This window comes from Lacticaseibacillus brantae DSM 23927 (assembly GCF_001436115.1).
GTDB classification, from domain to species: Bacteria; Bacillota; Bacilli; order Lactobacillales; family Lactobacillaceae; genus Lacticaseibacillus; species Lacticaseibacillus brantae.
Map to the genome: position 1 here is coordinate 127,043 of NZ_AYZQ01000003.1, position 25,195 is coordinate 152,237.

Annotated in this window: 23 protein-coding genes and 1 tRNA gene; 12 read left to right on the plus strand and 12 right to left on the minus strand. The window is 48.1% G+C overall.

Features of this window, described 5'->3' with window-relative positions:
* Nucleotides 1-49 precede the first annotated feature (49 nt).
* Complete coding sequence (locus FC34_RS06700; protein WP_191978488.1) at nucleotides 50-1,387, minus strand: dihydrolipoyl dehydrogenase family protein; 1,338 nt, start codon at nucleotides 1,385-1,387, stop codon at nucleotides 50-52.
* A gap of 208 nt (nucleotides 1,388-1,595) precedes the next feature.
* On the opposite strand from FC34_RS06700, the gene FC34_RS06705 reads away from it, so the two are divergent.
* Nucleotides 1,596-3,608, plus strand: a complete 2,013-nt coding sequence (locus FC34_RS06705; RefSeq protein ID WP_057894646.1) for a DHH family phosphoesterase — start codon at nucleotides 1,596-1,598, stop codon at nucleotides 3,606-3,608.
* Between the two features lie 23 nt (nucleotides 3,609-3,631).
* Entirely contained in the window at nucleotides 3,632-4,087 is a 456-nt protein-coding gene (rplI, locus tag FC34_RS06710) for a 50S ribosomal protein L9 (RefSeq protein ID WP_057894647.1), read from the plus strand.
* A 73-nt stretch (nucleotides 4,088-4,160) separates the two neighbouring features.
* Here rplI and FC34_RS06715 read toward each other — a convergent pair whose 3' ends face one another.
* A complete protein-coding gene (locus FC34_RS06715; protein WP_057894648.1) occupies nucleotides 4,161-4,565 on the minus strand; it encodes a VOC family protein in 405 nt (134 codons plus the stop codon).
* A gap of 191 nt (nucleotides 4,566-4,756) precedes the next feature.
* Between FC34_RS06715 and dnaB the strand changes: the two genes are divergently transcribed.
* The 3 genes from dnaB to FC34_RS06730 all read left to right on the plus strand — a co-directional run bounded on the left by dnaB (nucleotide 4,757) and on the right by FC34_RS06730 (nucleotide 8,810).
* Nucleotides 4,757-6,151: a replicative DNA helicase gene (gene dnaB / locus FC34_RS06720; protein WP_057894649.1), complete on the plus strand. Its 1,395-nt coding sequence runs from the start codon at nucleotides 4,757-4,759 to the stop codon at nucleotides 6,149-6,151.
* Nucleotides 6,152-6,184: 33 nt separating this feature from the next.
* Nucleotides 6,185-7,345 carry a hypothetical protein gene (locus tag FC34_RS06725; protein ID WP_057894650.1) on the plus strand — a complete coding sequence of 387 codons (1,161 nt, stop codon included), beginning with the start codon at nucleotides 6,185-6,187 and terminating at the stop codon, nucleotides 7,343-7,345.
* Nucleotides 7,346-7,517: 172 nt separating this feature from the next.
* A complete protein-coding gene (locus tag FC34_RS06730; protein WP_057894651.1) occupies nucleotides 7,518-8,810 on the plus strand; it encodes an adenylosuccinate synthase in 1,293 nt (430 codons plus the stop codon).
* 59 nt (nucleotides 8,811-8,869) lie between these two features.
* Here the strand turns inward: FC34_RS06730 and nagB are convergent, their stop codons facing one another.
* From nagB to FC34_RS06760, 7 genes are all read right to left on the minus strand, one after another.
* A complete protein-coding gene (gene nagB, locus FC34_RS06735; protein ID WP_057894652.1) occupies nucleotides 8,870-9,571 on the minus strand; it encodes a glucosamine-6-phosphate deaminase in 702 nt (233 codons plus the stop codon).
* A 144-nt stretch (nucleotides 9,572-9,715) separates the two neighbouring features.
* The gene (locus FC34_RS09685) at nucleotides 9,716-9,892 is read right to left on the minus strand and encodes a hypothetical protein (protein ID WP_157052266.1); all 177 of its coding nucleotides are present in this window, start codon (nucleotides 9,890-9,892) and stop codon (nucleotides 9,716-9,718) included.
* Between the two features lie 12 nt (nucleotides 9,893-9,904).
* A complete protein-coding gene (locus FC34_RS06740) occupies nucleotides 9,905-10,159 on the minus strand; it encodes a hypothetical protein (protein WP_057894653.1) in 255 nt (84 codons plus the stop codon).
* A 381-nt stretch (nucleotides 10,160-10,540) separates the two neighbouring features.
* Complete coding sequence (locus FC34_RS06745) at nucleotides 10,541-11,317, minus strand: Cof-type HAD-IIB family hydrolase (RefSeq protein WP_057894654.1); 777 nt, start codon at nucleotides 11,315-11,317, stop codon at nucleotides 10,541-10,543.
* A gap of 836 nt (nucleotides 11,318-12,153) precedes the next feature.
* Complete coding sequence (locus FC34_RS06750; protein WP_162259769.1) at nucleotides 12,154-14,604, minus strand: ABC transporter permease; 2,451 nt, start codon at nucleotides 14,602-14,604, stop codon at nucleotides 12,154-12,156.
* 5 nt (nucleotides 14,605-14,609) lie between these two features.
* Complete coding sequence (locus FC34_RS06755) at nucleotides 14,610-15,311, minus strand: ABC transporter ATP-binding protein (RefSeq protein ID WP_057894656.1); 702 nt, start codon at nucleotides 15,309-15,311, stop codon at nucleotides 14,610-14,612.
* 67 nt (nucleotides 15,312-15,378) lie between these two features.
* The gene (locus FC34_RS06760; protein ID WP_057894657.1) at nucleotides 15,379-16,311 is read right to left on the minus strand and encodes an alpha/beta hydrolase; all 933 of its coding nucleotides are present in this window, start codon (nucleotides 16,309-16,311) and stop codon (nucleotides 15,379-15,381) included.
* A 121-nt stretch (nucleotides 16,312-16,432) separates the two neighbouring features.
* Between FC34_RS06760 and FC34_RS06765 the strand changes: the two genes are divergently transcribed.
* The 3 genes from FC34_RS06765 to FC34_RS06775 all read left to right on the plus strand — a co-directional run bounded on the left by FC34_RS06765 (nucleotide 16,433) and on the right by FC34_RS06775 (nucleotide 19,377).
* A complete protein-coding gene (locus tag FC34_RS06765) occupies nucleotides 16,433-17,368 on the plus strand; it encodes a ribose-phosphate diphosphokinase (RefSeq protein ID WP_057894658.1) in 936 nt (311 codons plus the stop codon).
* A gap of 82 nt (nucleotides 17,369-17,450) precedes the next feature.
* Nucleotides 17,451-17,523 (plus strand) — tRNA-Lys (locus FC34_RS06770).
* Between the two features lie 195 nt (nucleotides 17,524-17,718).
* Nucleotides 17,719-19,377: an ATP-binding cassette domain-containing protein gene (locus FC34_RS06775; RefSeq protein ID WP_057894659.1), complete on the plus strand. Its 1,659-nt coding sequence runs from the start codon at nucleotides 17,719-17,721 to the stop codon at nucleotides 19,375-19,377.
* Between the two features lie 54 nt (nucleotides 19,378-19,431).
* Here the strand turns inward: FC34_RS06775 and FC34_RS06780 are convergent, their stop codons facing one another.
* Entirely contained in the window at nucleotides 19,432-19,956 is a 525-nt protein-coding gene (locus FC34_RS06780) for a GNAT family N-acetyltransferase (RefSeq protein WP_057894660.1), read from the minus strand.
* 10 nt (nucleotides 19,957-19,966) lie between these two features.
* Nucleotides 19,967-20,293, minus strand: a complete 327-nt coding sequence (locus FC34_RS06785; RefSeq protein WP_057894661.1) for a hypothetical protein — start codon at nucleotides 20,291-20,293, stop codon at nucleotides 19,967-19,969.
* A 159-nt stretch (nucleotides 20,294-20,452) separates the two neighbouring features.
* Here FC34_RS06785 and FC34_RS06790 point away from each other — a divergent pair, with 159 nt between their 5' ends.
* Complete coding sequence (locus FC34_RS06790) at nucleotides 20,453-21,646, plus strand: acetate/propionate family kinase (protein WP_057894662.1); 1,194 nt, start codon at nucleotides 20,453-20,455, stop codon at nucleotides 21,644-21,646.
* Between the two features lie 50 nt (nucleotides 21,647-21,696).
* Here FC34_RS06790 and FC34_RS06795 read toward each other — a convergent pair whose 3' ends face one another.
* Complete coding sequence (locus FC34_RS06795) at nucleotides 21,697-23,148, minus strand: APC family permease (RefSeq protein ID WP_057894663.1); 1,452 nt, start codon at nucleotides 23,146-23,148, stop codon at nucleotides 21,697-21,699.
* Nucleotides 23,149-23,267: 119 nt separating this feature from the next.
* Between FC34_RS06795 and FC34_RS06800 the strand changes: the two genes are divergently transcribed.
* The 3 genes from FC34_RS06800 to FC34_RS06810 all read left to right on the plus strand — a co-directional run bounded on the left by FC34_RS06800 (nucleotide 23,268) and on the right by FC34_RS06810 (nucleotide 25,187).
* Complete coding sequence (locus FC34_RS06800) at nucleotides 23,268-23,951, plus strand: endonuclease III domain-containing protein (protein WP_057894664.1); 684 nt, start codon at nucleotides 23,268-23,270, stop codon at nucleotides 23,949-23,951.
* Nucleotides 23,952-23,974: 23 nt separating this feature from the next.
* The gene (locus FC34_RS06805) at nucleotides 23,975-24,469 is read left to right on the plus strand and encodes a hypothetical protein (RefSeq protein WP_057894665.1); all 495 of its coding nucleotides are present in this window, start codon (nucleotides 23,975-23,977) and stop codon (nucleotides 24,467-24,469) included.
* A 136-nt stretch (nucleotides 24,470-24,605) separates the two neighbouring features.
* A complete protein-coding gene (locus FC34_RS06810) occupies nucleotides 24,606-25,187 on the plus strand; it encodes a TetR/AcrR family transcriptional regulator (protein WP_057894666.1) in 582 nt (193 codons plus the stop codon).
* Nucleotides 25,188-25,195: the final 8 nt, after the last annotated feature.

Below are 25,195 nucleotides of genomic sequence, written 5' to 3' on the forward strand. Positions count from 1 at the left end.
TTACGGTCACCCGCTGGGGATGGCGTAACTCCTTTTTTGAATATTAGTCTTACAGTTCGCCTAACGTGCTGTACCCGATGGATGGGAACAGAGGGACCAGGCGGCCGAGTTGCTCAGCGGTGAATTTGAACTCAATGGCTGGTAGCAAGGTGTTGATTACATCTGCAGCTTGGTCACTGATTTCAGTGGCGCCAACAAGATGATGCTCAGCATCAAAAATCAGTTGGTTTTCACCGAAGCGTTCTTTGTTCACGTGCCGATACCAATCATCCAAGACGTTATGCGATTCAATCGTATAGGTATCATTTTCTTTCGCATGGGTGACAGAAATGCCGACCTTGGCTATCCGAGGTGAGGTGAAGACAACTGATGGGATGGCAGGGTAGTCAATCGCAGCATCAGATTCACCGGCAAATTTGTGAGACAGGTACATGGATTCAAACACGGCCGTTGGGGTTAATTTTGGCTGCACCTTGTCGATGACATCGCCAGAAGCATAAATATTAGGGACGCTGGTTTGCAGCTGGTCGTTCACGCTGATGCCGTGTTGCGTATAAGCAACGCCGACTTTTTCAAGGCCTAGGTCTTCGACGTTTGGAATCCGACCAGTGGCATCAAGGACCCAATCGCTCGCGATGCTGGTCCCGTTGTCGGTGGTCACGGTCACACCCTGATCAATGGCTTCAATCGCTGTCACTTGCGTGTTGCGCAGGAATTTGACACCGCGTTCGGTCAAGTCAGTCAAAATTTGTTCAACATATGGCTGGTAGTAATGGCGCAAAGCCCGGTCGCCCCGCATAATGAGCGTCACATCGGCACCAGCTGCGTTGGCAATCGTTGCAAACTCCATGGCAATATAACCGGCGCCGATGATGGTTAACCGTTGTGGCAGTTCGGTCAAATTCATGAAGTCACTGCTATCATGCGCCAAGTCACTCCCTGGGATGTCCAAGCGGTGTGGCCGTAAACCAGTCGCAATCACAATGTTCTCAGCAGTTTTGACAGTCTCGCCAATTGTGACTGTGTGGGCATCTGTCAGACGGCCGCGGCCGTGAATGACATCAATATGTACGGAATCTAATAAGCCACCAATCATGTCTGGCAGGTCGTCAATGACTTCATGCTTGTGGGCCATGTTGCCGGGCCAATTAATTGTGACCTGACCATCGACAATGCCTTGCATGTCGGTGACTGTCCGGCTCAAAACGACTGGCGCGTCGAGCGTGATTTTAGCATTACAGCCGCGGTTAGGGCAGGTGCCACCAATGAGATCAGCCTCAATGATGCCAACGCGGACACCTTTAGCTGCCAATGGAATCGCCCCGTCAAACGTGCCGTGTCCACTGCCAATGTATAAAACGTCATAATCATACTGTACCATTCTGATGCAACTCCTTTCGCTATCTTGTGCTAAGCGTAGCACGCGTGTCTGTGAAAGTGAGAAGAATCGGCTTGTGAAAGTGTATACCAATGGTCGGCCTTAAGGCTGATTTGTGGGGAGGCCACGACGGCTCTGGCTTGAGTGTGGTATTATGACTTAAAGATTCCTTAAATAAATCGACATTCTAGGAGGCAATCGTTCCGGCGAGAATTCTATGAAAAAATTATTTGCCAAGATTAACTTGCCCACGTTCCTCGAAGATTATCGCTTCCGTTATTTGTCTTTAGCGATGGTCATTCTGGCACTCATCGGAATCGTGGTCGCGGCGTTTATTAAACCCTGGCTCGCGTTAATCATTTTCTTATGTTTATTAGGCCTTGTTGTCAGCAGTTTTGTCACACTGGCAACCATCACGAAGAATACGAATCAATATATTTCAGACTTATCCTACCGCATTAAGCGCGGGGAACAAGAAGCCTTAGTCAAGATGCCTGTTGGGATTTTGATTTACGATAAAGACTTAAATATTGAATGGCTCAATCCCTATCTGCAACAGTACTTCGATCAAGATAACTTGCTGGGGAAACCACTGAGCTCAATTGATGCCGAGTTGGCTAGCTTGATTGAGGCTAATGAAGACGCCAATGAAATCAAAGAAGTCCATTGGGGTGAACACGATTTCGAGCTCATCATCCAAAAGAGTATCGGTGTTGTCTACTTAATGGACATCACGCGCTATGCCGCGATTGAACATAAGGCAGCCGATGAGCAAATTGTCATCGGTCAGATTTTCTTGGATAACTATGATGAGATTACCCAGACCATGGATGATCAGGTCATTTCTAACTTAAATAATTATGTCACTAACCAACTCACTGATTGGGCCACAAGCTTTGGGATGTTCATCAAGCGGGTTGACGACGACCACTTTTTCTTAGTGGCTTATCGCAAGGCGCTCGATGCCGTGCAAGCTGATAAGTTCAAAATCTTAGATGTCATTCGTGAAGATACATCTAAACAGAACTATCCCTTAACCTTGTCCATTGGGTTAGCTTATGGGGATACTGATTTAGCCCAACTGTTCTTGACGTCTCAAAGTAACCTCGACCTAGCCTTAGGGCGTGGTGGTGACCAAGTTGTGGTCAAAGCCAAGGATGGGGAAGCCCGTTTCTACGGTGGGAAGACGAATCCTATGGAAAAGCGGACGCGGGTGCGGGCGCGGATGATTGCCCAAGCGTTGCAAGAACTCTTCAAGCAAACGGACAAGGTCTTTGTCGTTGGCCATAGTCGGCCGGATATGGATGCCGTTGGGGCAGCCATGGGGATTCGCCGGATTGCGCAAATGAATGGGAAAGACTGTTTAATGGTGATTGATCCCAATAAGTTGCACTCTGATGTGGTGCGCTTAATGGAATCCGCTGCCCAAGATCCAGAAATTGCCAATTCAATTGTGACACCAGAAGCGGCAGTCAGTCAGGCCACGGATCAAAGCCTTTTGATTCTGGTTGATCACAGCAAGCCATCGATTACAGCGGCCAAAGATCTTTATGAACGCTTGGCTACGCGGACTGTCATTATTGACCATCACCGCCGTGGGGAAGAGTTCCCTGATAATCCAATGCTGGTTTACATCGAGCCATACGCGAGTTCCACCTGTGAGTTGATTACTGAAATGTTTGAATATCAACCAACCGGTGTGCCAGCATTGAATAAGCTGGAAGCCACCGCCATGTTAGCTGGGATTACCGTGGACACCAAGTCCTTCTCGTTACGCACTGGGACGCGGACTTTTGACGCCGCCAGCTACTTACGGTCAGTCGGAGCGGATGCTGTTTTAATTCAGAACTTACTGAAAGAAAATGTTTCCAACTTTATTCAGAAGAATCACCTTATGGATACCATTGAAATGGTGACGCCAACTATGGCATTATGTACAGGTGAAGAGGATCAGATTTATGATCCGGTCATTGCAGCACAAGCAGCGGACAGTTTGCTGTCGGTTAGTGGCATCGAAGCCAGTTTCGTCATCACGCGCCGCAGCGCCAATAAGATCGGGATTTCTGCGCGGTCGCTTGGTGATGTGAACGTTCAAGTGATGATGGAACGACTCGGTGGCGGTGGGCATTTAAGTAATGCAGCCACCCAACTGGAGAATGAATCCGTAGCTGATGCCAAACAACAGTTACTGGATACCATTGCCGCGGTGAATGCTGAAGAAGAAGAATAATAAGTAAAGGCGGGTAAAATGCGATGAAAGTTATTTTTACAGAAGATGTGCGGGGTAAAGGTAAGCGCGGCGAAGTCAAAGAAGTGCCAGATGGCTACGCGCAAAACTTCCTAATCAAAAATGGCAAAGCCAAGGCCGCAACTGCACAAGCAATGAGCCAACTTAACGGCCAACAACGGGCTGAAGAGAAGAAGGAAGCCGAAGAACTTGCCGAAGCCCAAGCCCTCAAAGCTAAGATTGAAAACGATAAGACTGTCGTGCAAATTCAATCAAAGGCTGGCGAAGATAGCCGCCTCTTTGGATCAATTCCTAGCAAGCAGATTGCCCAAGCCTTAGAGAAGCAATATCAAATCAAGGTCGATAAACGCAAGATTGACCTGCCTGAACCAATTCGGGCTCTGGGTTACCGGAACGTGAAGGTCCAACTATTTAACAATGTTGAAGCGACAATTCGCGTGCACGTCGTCGCGCAACAATAGCGTGAGCCAGCACAGCTAACAACCGAGCGCTAGCTAAAAAAGCAACTGCCAATAGGCGGTTGCTTTTTTAGTCTCAGGCTGACATGTTCATCCAAGAAACGGAGAGGATATTGCCATCAGGATCCAGGACTTCAAGTTCATACATTTGGGTCTCTGGAATCCCCATTTCCACGTGATAATAATCACCGCCATGTTGCTTAGCGGTTTCAGCGAACGCCTTGACTGCTGCGATGCTGTCCAAGTTGAAAGCAGTCATACTCCCGCTGACCTTAGTCGTGTCTGCGAGCGTGTGTTGCTGCAGGAATTGTTGATAGAAGTCGTGCTTGAGCAACATGACGAAAATATCGTCACTCCATACCATGCTGCTAGCGTGATCATCTGAGAAGGTTGGATTCAATTCAAAGCCCAATGCTTCATAGAACTGCGTCGCCCGGGCTAAATCGGCAACAGGTAAATTAACAAAAACCATTTTAGCCATGTGAACATCTCCTTTGTGTGGCCTGGTTGCTCCAACTATAGCAGGGCGAAGCGCGGTATCACAACTCTTTGGCTTGCCATTATTTAGCGTGAATAAACCGCGTCAGATTAAGCTTCTTGAATTAGTTGTCCCAGGGGCCAAACTTGTTTAAAATAGTTAGTTAGGACTAATCATGAAAGGAAGCTCGCGAAATGGATAATGGATTGGCTGAATATCAACCACCACAGAGCATTGAAGCTGAACAGGCAGTTTTGGGCGGGATTTTTCTCACACCTGATACTTTAATCGAAGCTCAAGAATATATTACCGCCGACGACTTCTATCGGCGCGCGCATCGGCTGATTTTTCAAGCGATGATCGAACTGTCTGACCGTAGCGAAGCCATCGATCCATTGACGGTGCAGGAATATCTATCCGCGCACAATCAGCTGGATGATATCGGCGGCGTCCCTTATCTGGTCGAGCTCGCCGAAGCAGTACCGAGTGCCGCAAATGTGGTCTACTATGCCAAAATCGTCGCCCAAAAGAGTCAATTACGGCGGTTGATTGATACGGCCCAAGCGATAGCCAAGCAGGCCCAGAATGATCAAGATGACGTGGACACCTTGCTTGAAGATGCGGAACGGCAAATCATGGAAGTGTCAGAGAAACGGAATCAGGCTGGTTTTAAACCAATCCGAGACGTTTTGAATACGACCATGGAACAAATTGATCAACTCTACCAAAACGATCAAGAGATTACCGGTCTCCCTACAGGCTTCCGGGATCTCGACAAAATCACGACTGGCTTGCACGAAGAAGAATTGATTATTCTAGCCGCGCGTCCGGCCGTTGGTAAAACAGCTTTTGCCTTAAACATTGCCCAAAATGTCGGCACTAAAACCGATAGTTCAGTGGCCATTTTCAGTCTGGAAATGGGGGCGGAACAGTTGGTCAGTCGGATGTTGTGTTCAGAAGGTAGTATTGATGCCAATCATCTGCGGACTGGCCAACTCGACGAAAAAGAATGGGAGAACCTCATTATTGCCATGGGGAGTCTCAGTCGGGCGGAAGTCTATATTGATGATACTCCTGGGGTACGGATGGCAGAAATTCGAGCTAAATGCCGGCGCTTAGCCAAAGAACGCGGTAATTTGGGCCTTATTGTCATTGACTACTTACAGTTGATTGAAGGTTCCGGCCAAGAAAATCGGCAACAAGAAGTCTCCGCGATTTCACGGCAGTTAAAGAAATTAGCTAAGGAATTACATGTGCCAGTCATCGCCTTGTCCCAGCTCTCTCGGGGCGTGGAACAGCGCCAAGACAAGCGGCCAGTGTTGTCAGATATCCGGGAATCTGGTTCTATCGAACAGGATGCCGACATTGTCGCTTTCTTATATCGTGATGATTACTATCGTAGTGAAGACGACGGCGATAGCGATGGTGATTATCAACAGAATCCACCAAAGGACCCAGACGATCAGGATGTTGGTGAAGTTGAAGTCATCATTGAGAAGAACCGTTCTGGTGCCCGAGGAACGGTTAAATTACTGTTCGTCAAATCATTTAATAAATTCAGCTCGATTGCGTACAATCCCGGCGCATAACCCGGGCAATAAATCAGGAAAAGGAGGACGAACATGGATGCAATTTTAATGAGTTTGATGGCCGCTTTCAATGAACGGTTGCTCATTAACGTCTATCAACGCGATACAGACGATTTCTATACCGGCTATGTGCAGATGATGGGGCCAAACAGTGTCATCTTGGGGACGTATAGTGATGCAGGGATTGCAGACGGTTCAGTGCTGATTGCCTTTTCTGCCATTGATCAGGTTGAGTTCGCTGGCGATGACTTAGAGAATATGACCTTCCGAATTGAAGTGGCGGAAGATGAGCACTTCTTGTCGATTCATGGTCAGGAAGCGGCTTTGAAATTCAATCCCAAAAGTGACCTGATGCCGCAACTCGCAGGCCAAGTGCAAGCGAGTGGGCAAATGGTGATGGTGATTCTAGCCGATGACGACGCCTATCTCGAAGGCCAGATTACCGCCTTGGCTGAGGACCGCTTCACATTAGCGGTGTTTAATAAGTTCAACTATACAGACATCCGTTATCTGCAGGTTGATTTCAGTGATGTGCTGGTGATTGAATTCCAAGGACTTGATTTGTACCTGGAAACGCTGCTCGTGAAGTCGCGGGATCACCTAAAGCACGTCAAAACTATCCTCCATCAAAATGATGGCCAGCTCCCTGATGTGATGCGTAACGCTCAGGCCGCTCAGACGGTGGTCTCAGTCGTGCCCAAGGACCGGGAGGATAACTTCTACGTTGGCACGATTAAAGCCGTCACAGACGAGCTTGTGGTCTTGAAGCTCAAAGACCGCGCTGCCCAGTTTGGTGGCTATGCGGCGATTCGTTTCCGTGCTATCCAAAATGTCGTCACTGCCTCTGATTACTTACAGACCATGGCATTTTATGAACAGTGGGATATCGCCCACCAGTTCACGCAGCAGCCAGTGTTGAATGCTGATCGCGAGTTTGAAGCCAGTGATGACCTTATGACTCAGATGATTAGCGAATTAGCCGTAGACCAGCAAGTGATGCGAATTCGGGTGGCAGATGCTGAAGACCATTTGATTGGCTATCCGAGCGATGTGACTGGCTCAAGTTTCACCCTCAATTTGATTGAGGACGATTTAGGGGAGACTGTGACCGTGATGACCGATAGTATCTTGGAAATGGCCTTTGGACATATCTATGCCTACCTCCAAGCGGCTCAGCTCCACAGTGCAGACTAATTCGTGTTTAAACAGATATTCCAAAACCCGAACATTTAATGTTCGGGTTTTTATGCGTAATTTTTGCATTAAAAAGTTAACATTCGGATTTTGGGTTGTTTTCACTGGTTCACCTTGCTACAATGATTCATGGCGGTTTAAACCGTACATTTGCGCAGGGAGCGATGTTTTTATGGGTACTGTCGTCATTGTTGGGACTCAGTGGGGCGATGAAGGGAAAGGTAAGATTACCGATTTCTTGAGCCAAGATGCTAAAATTGTCAGCCGGTATCAAGGCGGAGACAATGCTGGCCACACCATTCACAGTAATGGGGAAGTCTACAAGTTACGTCTGATTCCATCTGGGATTTTATTTCAAGACCACCTCGCCGTGATTGGTAATGGGGTCGTGGTGAACCCAAAGAGTTTGGTTGAGGAACTCGCTTCTTTGCGCGAACAAGGCTTGAGTGGCGACAATCTGCGGATTTCTGATCGTGCCCATGTGATTTTGCCTTACCACATCAAAATGGATCAATTGCAAGAAGCCAGCAAAGGCGATAACAAGATTGGGACCACCAATCGTGGCATCGGCCCGGCCTATATGGACAAAGCGTCACGGGTCGGGATTCGGATGGTCGACCTATTGGAACGCGATACATTTGCGGCGCGCTTAAAAGCTAATTTAGAAGAAAAGAACCGCGTCTTTACTAAGTTGTATGACGCAGAGCCAATGGCTTTTGATGAAATTTTTGAAAGTTATTATGCCTATGGGCAACAATTAAAACAATATGTCACTGACACCTCCGTGATTTTGAATGACGCAATTGATGCCGGTGACCACGTGCTATTCGAAGGTGCTCAGGGCGCGATGCTCGATATCGACCAAGGGACCTATCCATTTGTGACGTCATCCAATCCGGCTGGCGGGGTTTCCGCTGGTGCTGGTGTTGGTGCACCCAAGATTGACCGCGTGGTCGGTGTGGCTAAAGCTTATACCTCACGCGTCGGCGATGGCCCATTCCCAACAGAACAGTTGAACGCAGAAGGCGACTTTATCCGTGACGCTGGCCATGAATATGGGACCGTTACTGGACGCCCACGCCGCATTGGCTGGTTTGATGCCGTCGTGGTTCAACATACGCGCCGCGTCGCCGGGATGACTGATTTATGCCTGAATTCCATCGATGTGTTGACCGGCTTGGACATAGTCAAAATCTGTGTCGCCTATGAACGCAATGGCGAAACTATCCATCGTTATCCTGCTTCACTGAATGAATTAGCTGAATGCAAGCCAGTTTATGAAGAAATGCCTGGTTGGCATGACGATATTACCGGAGCTAAGACCATGGCAGACTTGCCCGTAGCCGCTCAGAATTATGTGAAGCGGATTGCGGAACTCGTCGACGTCGATTTATTGACCTTCTCTGTTGGGCCAGATCGGGAACAAACCAATATCTTGGCGAACGTGTGGGACAAAATAAAATAAGCGCACCAAAAAAGGGCCACGGAAGTTTATCTTCCGTGGCCCTTTTTCAATTTAATGGATTAAAGCTTGCTGCCAGCAGCGTCGTCGATGATAACAGTGACGTCGGCATGGTTTTGCAAGACACTAGCAGGTAAGTCTTCTGAAACCTTACCATCGATCATACCTTTGATGGCGTCAGCCTTGGCATCGCCAAAGGCCATCAAGATGATCTTCTTACTCTTCATGATTGAACCAATCCCCATGGATAATGCTTGGGTAGGCACGTCTTCAACCTTGTCAAAGTAAATCTTGTTGGCGTTGATGGTTGATTGGGTTAATTGAACCAAGTGTGTGCTTGAAGTGAAGCTGGTCCCAGGTTCGTTGAAGCCAATGTGACCATTACGGCCAATCCCTAAGATTTGGATATCAATTGGGTGGTCAGCAATAACTTGGTCATACCGCTTGCATTCAGCAGCTAAATCGCTGGCTTTACCGTTAGGCACGAATGTTTCCTTAAATGGCTTGTGGTTGAACAAGTGATCATTCATGAAGAACCGGTAACTTTGGGCATCGTCGCCACCTAAACCAACATATTCATCCAAGTTAACGGATGTCATGTTAGAGAAGTCTAAGTCGCTGTCTGTCATTTCTTTGTACATTGGCACTGGGGTGCTACCAGTTGCCAAACCCAATACCTTTGCACCGTTTTGCATGCCATTTGCGATGATTTCAAATGCTTTTTTGCCGCCTTCGTTGGCGTCTTTTACACGGATAATTTCCATTATTCTGACACTCCCTCGTCTTTTTTGGTCTACACCAATTCTAACACCGCCTTGGGACGGTCGCAAGCAGTCTAGACCAAAATTTCCTTATTCCGGTCAAAATAAATTTCGCCAAAAAAAATCAGCCCCGCAGGACTGATTCGATTAACGCACAATCAGTAGGCTGACAATCAGCCCCACTAAGACGACTGCGACCACTGCCTTCACCCCAGTATTGAGGCGAGAGAGTTGCTTAGTCTTCCATTCAAGGCCAATCAGACTCAAGGTGACTACCAGGGCAATCACACTAAGTAAAAGTAATTGGTAAAAGACGCCGTTCATCTGCGTTACCTCCTATACTTCCAGGTCAAAAAATGGATTGATTTGCTTTTGTAGGGAATGGATTTGCATCAAATTAATATCGGGACACAGACGATAAATGAAACCCGCAAAGGTGTCGCGGTGATATTTATAATCCATGCGCGCCATCCGGTGGATTTTGCCGGTGGTGTTCTCCCAGACCTCAAGGTTATAGGCCGACTCTGGAAGAATTGCGATATAGATATGATCGTTAATCCAGATTTGATTCAGTTTGGTTGGTTCAAGCACGCCATCCGCCTCCAAAATTTGCATCGTCGCAATCGCTTATCACGGTGACACGTAATCGTTATCGTGATATTGATTATAGCAGATTCATCGGCAAAAGTAGCCTTGAGGTCTTGCTCATTTCGTTTGTGAAAGATGATTCACAAACGATTTTTTACCTAGAGCGCGCTGACTTGTTCCACTTCAAAAAAAGTCAAGGCTTGATTTTCTGTTAGATGCGAAAAGCCTTGCAGGGCTTGCGACATAAAATTTTTTAGCCAAAAAACAAATTATTTTCCCGTCAAAAAAATTTCACGAATCAGCAGCTGTTTTTTTGTGAAAAAGGTCCGGATTTTGCGTCAAAAAAGTGAGCAAAACCGTCAAAATCGAACAAACGTTCCCTTTTTAGATTAAACCGTAATGCTGTAGGCCTTTGACAATTCCACCAGATAAATTGTCGGTGGTTTGGAAGTCTGCAATTGCTGCGACCTGTGGGAGGGCATTGCCCATGGCCACACCATAATCCACGTATTCAAGCATAGGGATATCATTATTGCCATCGCCGAAACCATATGATTTGGCTGCTTTGAGATCGGGTTGCGCCATCAAGACTTCAATCCCACTCGCCTTGCTAACACCGGCATTCACCACGTCTAGTGCATAGGGGCCGTTACGATAGAAGGTGAGTTCAGGAAACGCTGCTTCATACTTGGCTTGGAAGTCGTTGGTCATTGGCGTAAAGAGTAGGAGCATGTAGACGGAATTGTTGCGGTAGAAATCAGGTTCAACCCGCGGCTCTGTTTGTTTGACCATGGGGTAGTTTTTCTGGGTGCTAGCATCGCTGAAGGTGATGGCAACGTCGTGATCATTGTAGAAGCCGATTGGGAAGTTATCGGCTTTTGCCATGGCCACTAAGCGGTCCAATTGACTGGTGCCAATCGGATGGTCGACCAAGGCCTGACCTTGATAGTAGACGAATCCACCATTCGCTGTGACTGCGGTATCGATGCCATTTTCATCCATCATTGGTTTGATTTCCCACAGATTCCGGCCACTAGAGATGACGGGCAAAATGTTATTGGCTTTTAATTGCGCCAAAGCGGTGCGGTTTTCGGCTGGAACTTGTTTCTCGTTATCGAATAGGGTGCCATCTAAATCAAAAAATGCGGCTGCTTTATACATCGTCTCGCTCCTTAATTAGAATTACCCATCTAGTGTAGCATAGCCTTTGCCCAAATCTGGCCGAAAATTGAAATCGTTTTTAGTGTGTTTGGATTGGTATTGCTGCCTTCGGCTTCACTGCCGGTGGAACGCTGTGGACGCAACTTTGAGCCCGAAGTTCGCGGTCTCAAAGCTTGGTCTTGTGCTAAGCCGTGACCGGCTAAGCACAATATCACAGCTGACCGGCAGAAGTCATACGGCCCATTTTTAGATTTGAAAATGTTAGAGGAGACTCTGATGTTCTTTGCCTTCGGCTTCATTGCCGGTGGAACGCTGTGGACGCAACTTTGAGCCCGAAGCTCGCGGTCTCAAAGCTTGGTCTTGTGCTAAGCCGTGACCGGCTAAGCACAATGTCACAGCTGACCGGCAGAAGCCGTGCGGCAATCAAAATCTTGCTTGGCATAGACAGAGTCAGTTTCTGGCATCAAAAAGCGACCACCTAATGACGGTAGTCGCTGATATTTTTCAGGAATAGAGCTGGATTAAACTGGCAGCGGGCGGCGAAGAATCCGCCGGTCAGCTGTGAAGTTGTTCAGGGTTGAGTGGGTTTCTCAACCCTGAACAAGGTCGATCTTGGAGACCGTGGTTTGGGCGGGCTTCAAGTCGGCCCACAGCGCTCCACCGGCGGGATTCTGCCGCAACGCTGCACGACTATTTACAGGGTTGAACCGCATTGTCTCGGGCTCTAAACGCGCTCGAACTCCCAGACACTTGCGCCTAGCTACTTTCTCAATGGGAGAAACCACCCATCATCGAAAGTTTGCTAGTGCTCGGTGTCTCCCGGTAGTGCTCGCGCTCTAATCATTGGCTTTGAGGGCGTCAAGCATGTCGATATGCTGGAGCTGGCGATGGGTCATGAACATGACGATGGCGGTGAAGCCCAGCATCAAACCTGTTGACCACAGATAGCTACTCCAGGTGATGGTCAGTGGGAAGACAATTTGCGGGGTTTCGGCCTGGTGCAAAATATAAGCGGTGAGCGCATTACCGATGCCGTACCCGACGATAATCCCAGCAACGGTCAGAATAATGTTTTCCCGGATAATGTAGGCGGTCACTTCGCGGTCGTAGAAACCGAGTACTTTGATGGTCGACAGCTCGCGCAGGCGTTCTGAAATGTTGATGTTCGTCAAATTATACAAGACGACTAGGGACAAGGTGCCGGACAACAGAATAAAAATGGCGATAACAGGATTAAGTTGTTTGGTCATCGTGGCAATGCTGCTGAGTTGATCTGCCTTGAAACTGACATTTTGCACGCCAGGAATTTTCATGGCTGCCTTAGCAAATTGCTGCTCCTGTTTGGCTGTGAGCTTCGGTTGCTTGATCAACAACGTATTTGCCGGCGCGGAACTATTCTGGTACATCACATGGCCGACATAATTGACCATAATTCCAGCCACCGTCGCCCGCTTGGCTTGGCCAGTCGGGGTTTTATAGGTGATGGTGTCACCATGTTTCACGTGTAACAATGTGGCTAGCTTCTGGCTAATGATGATACCCTTGCCGTCCACCTTCAGCGCGTGACCATTGGTATTTTTCAACTGAATGAACTGCGGAAGTGTGCTTGAAGTGACCTGATTAAGATTCACATCATTGACCTGTTGCGCATGGGCTTTGACGCTTACCAGAGAACTAGCCACTGGCAGGACCGCGTTCACGTGGGTCAATTTTTTGATGGCGGGCGTGACCTTATCAGCCTCATTGGCGCGAATGCTGACTTGGTAGCGCAGAATATCATCCATTTGCCGGGTACCTGTGGCGGTGATGGCATCGCGAATGCCAAATCCAGTTAGAAGCAAGCCCAAGCCACCGGCAATTCCAATGACGGTCATAATCAGGCGTGACTTAAACCGGAAAAGATTCCGATAGCTCACTTTTTGATTAAAACTTAGCCGCTGCCATAGCCAGGTCCAATGTTCCATCAAAATGCGTTTGGCCGAGCGCGGGGCTTTGGGGAGCATTAATTCTGCTGGACCGACGCGCAATTGCTGCCAAATGACGATAAGCGCGGCGCCCAACGTGCTGAGGAGGGCAAATAGGCTGGCCAAGGCGATGCTATCCCATTGGAAATAAATCACGGGTCGGTCGAAAATATACATGGTCGTGTAGAGCTGCAAGACAAACCGCGGCAGCCAGAGACTACCGATAATCACACCCAGTGTTGTACCAAGGATGGCTGTAATCAGGGCATATCCCCAGTAATTGCGTGCAATGGTGTGGTTGGCATAGCCAAGAGCTTTCATAATGCCAAGCTGGCCCCGGGCTTCTTCAATCAAGCGGGTGATGGTGGTGAAGGTAATTAATGCCGCAATCAAGAAGAAGAAGACTGGGAAGACATTGGCAATCGCCGAAATCCGATCTGCCGTATCGCCGTAAGCACTGAATCCTGGATAATCCGCTTGGGTCTGCACTTGATAGTTAAAAGTTTGGGCCTTGAGTTGGGCTAATTGCTGAGTGCGCGCTGGCGTTGGCTGAGCTTGATTCGCTCTGGTCAATTGGGCAATAGTTTGTTCTTGTTGCTGTGACTTAGTAGCCAGTTGGGCTTTGACCATAGGGGTTAAGCGATCAACGACTTGCGTGACTTGTCGCGTATAGTGATCGGTGTAGCGCTGACTGTGATCAATTTTGTTAAGCCGTAACCAGACCACATTGGTGATTGGCATTTGAAGGGCAGAAGGCTTCGCATAGGCAAAGAAGGCTACAGTGCCATCGCCAATCGTTGCCGCACCGCGTTGCGTATTATCGACGTACTGAGGCGACTGCGCGAAACCGACAATGGTCAGGTGGCTAGTTTTGAAACCTTGACCACTGAGGGTGAGGGTCTGGCCTAGTCGATAATGGTATTTACTGGCAGCGCGGGCATCAAGCACAATTTCACGATTGGTTTTGGCGAGGCGCCCTTCGGTGAGGCGGGGCCGATTCAAGTTTGTTGGCTGTGAATAGAAGGCCACGACTTCGCCGGCCTTCGTTTGAACTTGCCGATAACGCGCGCGGCTGACAGTGACGGCAGCTTTTTGCTGCCAAGCAACTTGGTCGGCCTTTGAGAAACCGGCCGGACTGATAAGTTGGATATCGGCTAACTGTTGTTGGTCGAGTTCATGGGTGGCGCTGTCTTTAAGGGCGGGGCCAATGCCACGCACACCGACAAAGAGCAAAACACCAAGGAAGATAATCATGACAATGGCAATGAAGCGGCCAAAATGTTGCGTGATATCGCGCCACAGTTTCTTATTGAGAATTGACATGGTCATCACCACTCAATCTGGCTGACGGGCAGGGGGTCAGGCTGATCGGTCACAGAGCGTACTTGGGCATCATTAATGTGAATCACCCGATCCGCCATTTTGGCCAGTTCAGCATTGTGCGTGATAATCATCACGGTTTTGTGATCACGGCGTGCCGCTTGTTCCAGAAGTGTCAGCACCTGTTTGCCTGTTTCATAATCGAGGGCGCCAGTGGGCTCATCACAGAGCAGCAGTTTTGGATTCTTAGCGAGTGCACGGGCAATCGCCACGCGCTGTTGCTCACCACCGGATAATTGGGATGGAAAGTTGTTCAACCGTTGCCCCAGGCCAACTTGCGCGAGCACCGTCGTGGCATCAAGGGCATCGGGCACGATTGAAGCCGCTAATTCGACATTTTCTTTGGTGGTCAGGTTGGGGATGAGATTATAGAACTGGAAGACGAAACCAACGTCATTACGACGATATTCGGTCAATTGGCGAGCATTAAACCCAGAAATATCCACGCCATCAATGACCACTGCGCCTTCACTCGGTGAGTCCATCCCGCCTAAAATATTTAGAATAGTCGATTTACCCGCGCCGCTGGGGCCGAGAATCACAGTCAGACTGCCTTGTTCAACTGCAAAAGATAAGTCGCGGTTAGCAAAAATTTCAGTTTCTCCCATATGATAACGTTTGGTGACATGTTCCACTTCAATGTAAGCCATGTTTTTCCTCCGTTATAACGATGATTGCAAGAAAACCGTCACTCTAAAAGTGGCGGTTTGCGATAATTTATTTGAAATAAGGCGTGATGAAATCACTGACCCGTTGCTGATAACGGCCTGGATCGATCCAGTAGCTTTCAGCGTGAATCGCACCAGGCACAATCCATAAGTCTTTTGGACCGGTGCTGGCGGCGTAATTTTTCTGGGCCATCCAGGTCGGGACATAATCATCAGCTGACCCGTGAATCACAAACAGCGGCCGGCGATTGTGGGTGAGGGCCTTGGTCACATCGACCACCTTGAACGGATAACCGAGGCGGCGATAATTAATAAAACTAGCCATCGGGACCAATGGATTCCGTGGCAGATGGAAGAGCTTGCGAATTAAGTAGCTTAATTCATCGTCTAAACTAGTGTAGCTGCAATCGGCCACGATTGCTTTGACTTGGCGGGGTAAGGTAGGTTCGCCAGCAACGAGACTGACAGTTGCACCACCCATGCTCGTCCCAAAGAGTAAGATTTCGCTGTCGTCACCGAGTTTAGTAATAATATGTTGAATCCAGTCGAGGTAATCGAGACGATCGAGCCAGCCGAAACTAATGTAATCGCCATCCGAATCGCCATGGCCGCGGTCGTCTGGCATCAGAACATTGAAACCCAAGTTGTAGAACATATGCGCGTAGTTGCTCATCGTGATCCCCGTACCTTTGTAGCCGTGACCAACAATGACGGCCTTTTTACTATGCGGATGCGGAATCCAGAGGGCAGAAATGTGGGCGTTATCAGGCGTGGTGAGCTCCCAGACATCTAAGTCAGGGCGAGCTTGAACCCAATCAACGTGAGAATAATAAAGTGAGGCATATTTTTGCATATAGTCGCTGGCATCAGGAATGTAATTAATGCGTTTAAAAGCATAAGTATACAGTTTCTCGGCAGCGGCTAATGTGCCGGCAGTGAGTAGGAGCGGCGTGACCGTTCCCAAGATCCGACTTGTTTTCATAACCAACGACTCCTTTGTGTTCTCTCTAGCTTTCATTATACCGAATTTACGGGAACAATAGCCATTTGGCGTCTGATTGCGTATAATTAAGACAAATTACACCTGTCTTTTAGGAGGAAATATGAGCAAGTTTAAGTTGTTTGCTTTAAATGGGAACCTACCCCTCGCAGAAAAAATTTCTCAAGAAGTCGGCGTTGAACTGTCTTCAGCGTCCGTGAAGCACTTTGCCGATGGTGAAATTCAAATCGATATTAACGAAAGTGTCCGCGGCGCAGACGTCTTCGTTATTCAACCCGTGTCTGACCCCGTTAACGAGAACTTCATGGAATTGATGATTATGGTTGATGCCTTACGGCGTGCCAGTGCCCATGCGATTCATGTTGTGGTGCCATATTATGGTTACGCGCGGGCCGATCGCAAGGCTCGTTCCCGCGAACCAATTACGGCCAAACTCATTGCCAATATGTTGGAAATGGACGGGATTGACCGCATTATCGCCGTTGATCTCCATGCGGATCAGTTGCAAGGGTTCTTCGATATCCCAGTGGACCACCTTCAAGCAATGCCACTGTTGGCCCAGTACTTGAAGAGCCAAAAGATTGGCGACAATCTGGTCGTGGTTGCGCCTGACCACAGTGGTACCAAGCATGCCCGCCAATTGGCTGAACTCTTAGGCGCGCCGATTGCAATTATCGACAAGCGCCCTGGCGATGACAATGTTGGGGTCATCGGGGATGTGGCCGGCAAACACGCCATCATTATTGATGACATGATTGATACCGGTCGCCGGGTTGAAGATTCAGTCACAGCTTTACGGGCTGAAGGCGCTTTGGATATTTATGCGGTCGCCACGCACGGGGTTCTTTCTGCCGGCGCGAGCGAACGTTTAGCTGCGCAGAACCTTAAGCAAATCGTCTTGACTGATACCATTGATATCCCCCAAGAAGATCAGCTCGACAACATGGTGATTCTATCCGTTGGCCCAATGTTAGGCCAGGCCATGCAATTGATTAGTAGCAACCAATCCATCCACCCACTCTTTGAACCCCGCGATTAACTGCGAGAATATTCAAAAAAGCAGGTGACTTTATACAACTGTTCTGATATACTATTTAAGTTGTCAATTTGAGAACAGTTTTGGGTGGTTAGCTCAGCTGGCAGAGCAACGGACTCTTAATCCGTGGGTCCAGGGTTCGATCCCCTGACCACCCAGCAAACAAAAAGCCGTCGAATCGAAATGATTCGGCGGTTTTTTCGTGTCCAAAGAAAGCTTGTCTTAATATTAGATGAGAGGTAAACTTATCGTATTCTAATTTTCGGAATGAATCCCACGCGAGAGGAGTTTAGCCAATGTAGGCCACCAGTGAGTCGACAAATACACAAACAAATAAAGTTGAGGAATAGCTTATGAATACGCGGTTTATCAAAAACCATCCCCTCCTCTGCTCTGTTTTTTGTGCGGTCCTCATTGTGCATGCCGTATTGGTTGTCAGTTACGCGCTTGTGATTCAATTTCTGACCATGGTTGTGACACGTTCGGTCACCATCAACTTCTTTGTGTTGCTATTAATGGTGGTCGCGTTTGCCGTGACCATGGCAGTGGTTGGGTTCCGTGGGGGCTTCATCAAACAGAAGCTTGAGACAGTTTATCTTTATGATGTAAGGGTGGCACTATTTACAAAGATGGTGCACCAGCCGGTTGGCAGAATTCTGACCCAACAAGTCGGGAACAGCGTGGCCCAGTTGACCAATCAATTGGAGTTGCTGCGCACGAATTATTTGAGTGCCATGCTTGAGATGATGAGCCTAGCCTTACAATTTGGCTTGGCTTTTGGTTACGCGTTGTTCTTGAATGGCGGCTTAGCGATCACGATTTTGTTACTGGAGATCCCGGCGGTACTAGTTCCAATTCTTGCCAAGAACATTTTGGCGAAAGCTAAGACGCCTGTGATTACGCAGATGGCGCATTACACGGCAACAATGACGAACTGGGTCCAAGGCCTCACGACAATCAAGAATTTTGGGCGCGAGTCGACGTTTACGCGGTTACACGAACAAGAAGCTCAGGCGCTCACAGCTGCTGAACAACATGATATTCTGATTCGCAAAATTATTGCTGGTCTGTCCGCGCTTTCAGGAGATGCGGTGTACTTAGGGACCTGGCTGATTGGGACGTACTTGGTTTTACATCGGCAACTTGGCGTGCCGCAGTTAATGGCCTTCGCTCAATTGTCGGTGTCAATTTCATTTCCGGTCGAAGCATTGACTGATATGCTGACAGAGTTGCTGGGTGGGCGCCAGTTGTTTGCCCGCTACCAGAAGCAGCTGACAGCGGACATGCCACTGGCCAAACTGATTACCGCGCCAACGGCACCGGCACAATCTTTTCTAGCATTTGACCATGTCAGTGTGGCCGCGGCCGATAAGGAGATTCTGCATGACATTAATTTACACTTTCAAGCAAAAGATCGGGTTGTGGTCGTTGGTGAAAGCGGTGCGGGCAAGTCGACGTTAGTGAATACCATTTTTGGGTATCAATCCCAGGTGAGTGGCAGAGTCTTTGTGGCGGGAGTGCCAGTATCGTCTAGTACCGCGCAATTCGTGACTGATGCGATTGGATTCCAATCGCAAAAAACATTTATCTTTGACGCGTCAGTCCGCGATAATCTGACGTTGTTTGACGACCAAGTGAGTGAAGCAGCTATCATGCACGTTCTCGCTGCAGTCCATCTGGATACCTGGGTGGTCAATCAACCAGCCGGCTTAGCAACGCTAATTGGGACAAGCGGCAATGAATTATCTGGTGGTGAGCGGCAACGGTTGGCGTTGGCTCGGAATTTGCTGAAGCCAAAACATTTTTTGGTTCTCGATGAATTGACCAGTGGCTTGGACCAACAACATGCCAAAATGGTGGAACAAGTGCTTTTTTCTTTGCCGATGGGCTTTATGCTCATCACCCACCAATTTGACGCCGAACTGCTCCAACAGGCCGATTATGTGGTCCAAATTAAACAGCATCAGGCCAAGGTTCTTAGTCCAGCTGCTATCCAAGCATTGCTGAGCTAATCAAAAAAGCCGTCGAATCGAAATGATTCGGCGGCTTTTTTCGTGGTGATTCTATTAGAACTGATAGGCGGGATCATTCCCGATATCGTCTGGGGTTAAGGTATAGCGGCCATCATCAGCGGCTTGGAAATGATGATTGGCTAATAGGTGAGCGGCTACAGTATTTGCTGCTGGAACAGTGGCCGTAAGTTCGGTCAGGCCAAGTTCAAAGAAGGCAAACCCAATCATGCGCGGCAGGACTTCACCCATCACGCCTTGAGCTTGAACTGTTGGCAGCAATTCAAACTGCACTTGCGCTTGCTGATCATGGATTTCGAGCAACCCGAAGCTCCCGAGAAAGGCCTGAGTCAGGCGATCTTCAATCCCGTAAAGCAAGGCTTGGTTGCTCATTACCAATCGCATGGCTTGATTGACATAAGTCACAGTGTCTGTAATTTGAGCGTCAGCTTGCCGTCCGCTTCCCGTGGCCACGCTTTGATCATGCCGTAAGGCAAAGATATCTTTGACCGTAAAGCTTGTCAGCCAATCCATGGTGTAATGAGCTGACATAATGGGATGATATTTTTCAAAACTTGCCACAGTAGTCCTCCTATAAAATGCCGTGTTGATGCTCGTCAACAATCGGAGCGTTGAAGTTATTGTGATAGTAATCAGCGTCAATGACCTTATATTTGCCATTGGTAAACTTGGAAATGATTTGATTATAATGGGCCAGCTGAATTTCACTATCCGGTAAGGCAATTTCCAGGTCATGGTTGTTGGTAATTGAGATGTGGAGAATGTCTGGCCCGAAGAATTGGTTCAGGTCGGCGGGAGAGGTCTGTTCAGTATATGGAAGGAAGAATGACATTTTTGCGGTCGAAAAAGCCGCAAATTCGCCATTTGGGAATCCTTGATCGGCTAAAGTCTTGGTCATGACAACGCGCCTCACTTTTCTGCAATTTTGGAGTTAAGTTTACCACAAATGTAACAAGCACGGTAATTGCCTCCCTTGCTGATGGCGCCTACACTTGGTACTATTGTGAAGATAACGCCACCATTTAGCGGCGTTTGGATGACAAGGAGGAAATAACGCATGGTTAAGGTTTTGGCAGTGAACGCCGGCAGCTCCACATTGAAATGGAAGCTTTTTGACATGCCCGCTGAAGTCGAGTTGGCTGATGGCCTCATTGATCGGCTTGGTCAACCCAAATCAAAGGTCAAAATTACCTACGGGGACGGCCAGCAATTTGTTGATGATCACCCAATCGACTCGCATTCCGAAGCCGTGACGGCCTTGATGACATATTTAAAGGACCTAGGCTTAGTTGAACATCTCCATGAAATCGTCGGCATTGGTCATCGTGTGGTTGCTGGAGGCGAAACCTTCAAAGAATCTGTGGTCGTCGACGACCATGTCTTACTTGAAATTAATAATTTACGCGATTATGCCCCGTTGCATAATCCAATTGAAGCGCGGTACATCGGGATTTTCCGGCAAGCTATGCCATGGGCCCTTGAAGTTGCTGTTTTTGATACGGCTTTTCACCAGAGTATGCCAGCGGTGAACTATTTGTACAGTTTGCCGTACCACTACTACGAAAAGTACGGCGCCCGTAAATATGGCGCTCACGGGACCAGTGTCCGTTTCGTTTCCCAACGGACTGCAGACTTAATGGGTAAACCTGTTGAAGACCTGCGGATGATTGTGATGCATTTGGGCTCAGGTTCATCTGTCACGGCCGTGCAAGGCGGCAAGTCGCTGGATACCTCAATGGGCTTTACGCCGCTGGCAGGGGTCACCATGGGTACCCGGACCGGGGATGTCGATGCGTCACTCGTTGCTTACTTGATGGATAAGCTGGGCATTACCGATGTCCACGAAATGATTCACATCCTCAATAATCAATCCGGGCTGCTCGGGATTTCTGAACTATCTGCTGACCAACGCGACTTGGAAGATGTGGAAGCGACTGATCCAAAGGCGGCCCTGGCGCTAGACATTTACGCTAACCGGGTTGTGAAATACGTTGGTTCCTACGTGGCCTTGATGAACGGCGTGGACGCCTTGGTCTTTGCTGGCGGTGTCGGCGAAAATGGGATTGATATGCGGGCCCGGATTATGGATCAATTAACCTATCTTGGTGCCACTATCGATTTAGAGAAAAATCAGGTGCGGGGCAAGGAAACCGACCTCAGTCGCGCAGATGCCACTGTGCAAACCTGGTTGGTGCCAACCAATGAAGAATTGATGATTGCCCGCGACGTCATGGACTTAGCTAACAATTAAAAAAAGCATTGCGACTTAACCACTTGGTTAAGTCACAACGCTTTTTTTAATTATTTCGTGGCAGCTGCATTGCGCTTATCGCGCCGCGCCAAGGCTGGCAGAATGAGTCCAAGAGCCAATAAGACCAGTGGGGTCATAATGTTCAGGGCCAATTGGAACCACCAAGTTGAAGGATTGTCGGCCATAGAAATCTTTGGCACCATCCCCAAGATGCAGGCAAAGGCAGTAAAGATGAAACACCAACCACCAATGATGACACCTAAGCGCCCACTTTTGACAAAGTGGTAATCAGAATGGAACTTGCCTAATTGCTTACTAAGTAAGATGAAGGCTAAAAACACCCAGAGGTAACGTAATGGCATGACAACTGAATTCAAGTTTAACAACCAGTTGAAGAGTTCAGTCATGTTACCAATTCCTAAAGCGGGCAAAATGATCAAGATGCTGACCAGCACCCCAGTCATCTTGTAACCGTTCATTGGCGTACCTTTCGCATTAAGCTTCGACAGGCTAGCAGGGATGAAGTTGTCATCCGCATCCCCAAGCAAAATCTTCAGTGGGGCATCAATTGAGAAGGCCAAAGCCGAGACTTGTGCCAGGGTATTGGCAATAGCGTACAAGATCATGAAGGTTGGTCCAACATGGAAGTAATTCCCTAACATTTGGAAAGCGGTATAAGGACCATTAGCCATCAAGTCCGTTGGGATATGGTTGGAGTTGAATAAAACACCCATCCCAAATGAGCCTAGGATAGCACATAAGGCTACCATACCGGCCAAGACCAACATCCCCATTGGGAATTCACGAGAAGCGTTTTTGGTGTTGTTAACGTAAGGCGAGATTTTTTCAGCCCCACCAACCGCAAAGACGAGCATGGAGAGCGTGGTGAAGTAATTAAAGTTGAACTTCGGAATATACGTCGATAACTTACCCATGTCAGGTGTGGCCACATGCACACCCTTAACCATGAATGGGGCAGCCACGGCCAGAATAATGAAGAGAATCGACATAATGAACATTGCCGTCCCCGCCATACTCCCAATCCGATTCAGCGTTGTCAGGCCGCGTGAGGCTAACCAGAGAAAAATTAAGAAGAGCACAAGACAGATTGCTGATACTGTAATAGAAGGAACGGTCTTCAAGAAGTTCCCATTTCCCCGAAAAAGCCAACTTAGTGCAATAATAATACTTTGAGGTTTCTGAGCGAGGTAAGGAATATGTACAACCCAATAAGTCCATGCGGCAAAATAAGCGAGCCGCTTCGTGCTTGTTTCCTTGACCCAAGATGAGACCCCACCGTTTTGATCCTTAAAGGTCGACCCGAGTTGGCCTACAATTAAGGCATACGGAACGAAATAGAGCAGCATGATTAAAATCCATGATGTAATCACTGACAAGCCTTGTTGCGCGTAGTTATTGAAGACGTTTTGAAGTCCCCAAACCGCAACGAACGCAATCAGTGCAATATTGAACCAACGTAATTGCTTGGTTTCTGTTGCCATAATAACCTCCTATATTGTGATGTATTCTACAATATTCTAGCGATTAAGCGCAGGCATAGCAATAGAATTCGGTGGTTGTTAGTGACTTTAACCAAATATGAGATTTTGAGGAGGATATAATGGATTCTCGATTAGTTGTTTTGAACAATTTACAGGCACATTATGGTCGGCAGCATTGGTGGCAGGCCGATTCATTGGAAGATTGGCTGATGATGATTTTGATTCAACGCACGACTTCAAAGAACGTGGAGAAGGCTGTTGAGAACTTGAAACCTTACTTAGAGATTAAGCAGTTGTTATCCATGCCATTATCTGACCTTGAGGATTTAGTCCGACCTGCTGGCTTCTACCGTCAAAAGGCGCAACGCATTCATGACTTGGTTGAATGGTTTCAAGCGCAAGGCGGCAGTTTCGAAGAGATTAGTGCCCGCCCCGTCGATGAATTACGCCAGACCCTTTTGGCCCTCAATGGGATTGGTCCAGAAACCGCGGATGTCATGTTGATGTATACCTTTAACCACAAAACATTCGTGGCAGATGAATACGCGCTGAGATTGTTTAACCGACTAGGCTTTGGTCCTTATAAAGGCTATGAACCGATGCGCCAGGACTTTCAAGATGTTTTGGCAACGGCCACGTTGGATCAAGCTCGCGAATGGCACGCCTTGATTGATGAACATGGGAAGACCCAAGTCCGACATGCCTATGACGATTCTTTTCTACTACAGCCCAATGTCTCCGCTGATACCTGGCCGCCAGAAGCGGTTCAAAAAGATGAAACTGATGGCCTGCCAGCAGAATAATCAGTCTAAGAAGGTGATCACCGATGATGCGTGAACAGGTTTACGTGATTATGACTTTTATGGGGACGTGGTTGCTGTATGGCTTTTCACTGTACCAAGGCGCCCTGGAATTGACTGACCAGAAACGAATTGTTGATAAATTGAAGGATACCACCCCCTATCCGAAGGTGTCGCCTTGGTACTGGATCTTGCCACCGCTCAAATTAAAACGGGAGCGCCAACGGCTGCAGCGAATTCTTCACGATCGCATCAATGAACAAGAAGAAGCTGCTGACTTGTTTAGTTTCTTTAATCGGGCCACGGCCTGGTTCTACATCGCGTTAGCTGGCATTCTCAACGGGGTGGCAAGCACCGGCGCGCTGATGGCCCAATACTTACCGTCGGGTTCAATCTGGTTCAGCGTTGCGCTTGATGTGCTGATGGTGGTCATCGGGGTGCTTCACGTCCGTTATCGGTTAGCGCATTGGCGTGGCCAAAGGATGCGGGCGCGCTTTTTCCGCAATCCGCATGACAGATAATCCTGAAAGTTTTCTTCAAAACCCCTCTCCCCAAAAAATATTTTCAACAAACTACAACTTGTAGGTTGCAAACTTCAAACAATCGGAGTATATTCACATATTGTAATTAGAGAATACTTTGAGGGGAGGCACCGACATGGGGAAACATCGGGTACTTGATCATGACAAAGTGTTGGAGGCTGCTAGAGAGATTGTCCTGCGGGATGGCAGCTTTCAATCATTGTCGTTTCAAAGCTTAGCCAAAGAACTTGATATTCGGTCACAGTCACTCTATAACTACTTCCACAATATGGATGAAGTGATTGAAACATTGGGTACTGAATTCATGGATCGCTTGTATCAACAGCTCGTTGAACGGTTATCTGGCGTTTCTGGACGCGAAGCATTGAAGATTTATGCTGAAACCGCACATGATTACTTCGATAGCGAAGGGCCAATGGTTGAATTACTCTATTTCATCCATAACTACCCTGAAACGAGTCCGTTTGTTGAAGCAACTGGTAGGGCCCTCGGTTTACTGCGGCGCTTGGTCAAAAATGTTAAATTGCGCCATATGGATACCAGCGCCTATGTACAAGCGTTTATCAGTTCAGTTTTAGGCTTTACGGTCTTGGAAATCATGGGCTTTTTACCTGATCGAAATCCTAGCCGGAAGACCTCATTCCAAGAACTACTCGGACTTTATCTCGATGAAGCCGATCCAGCAACTATTCAATAGGAGGTACG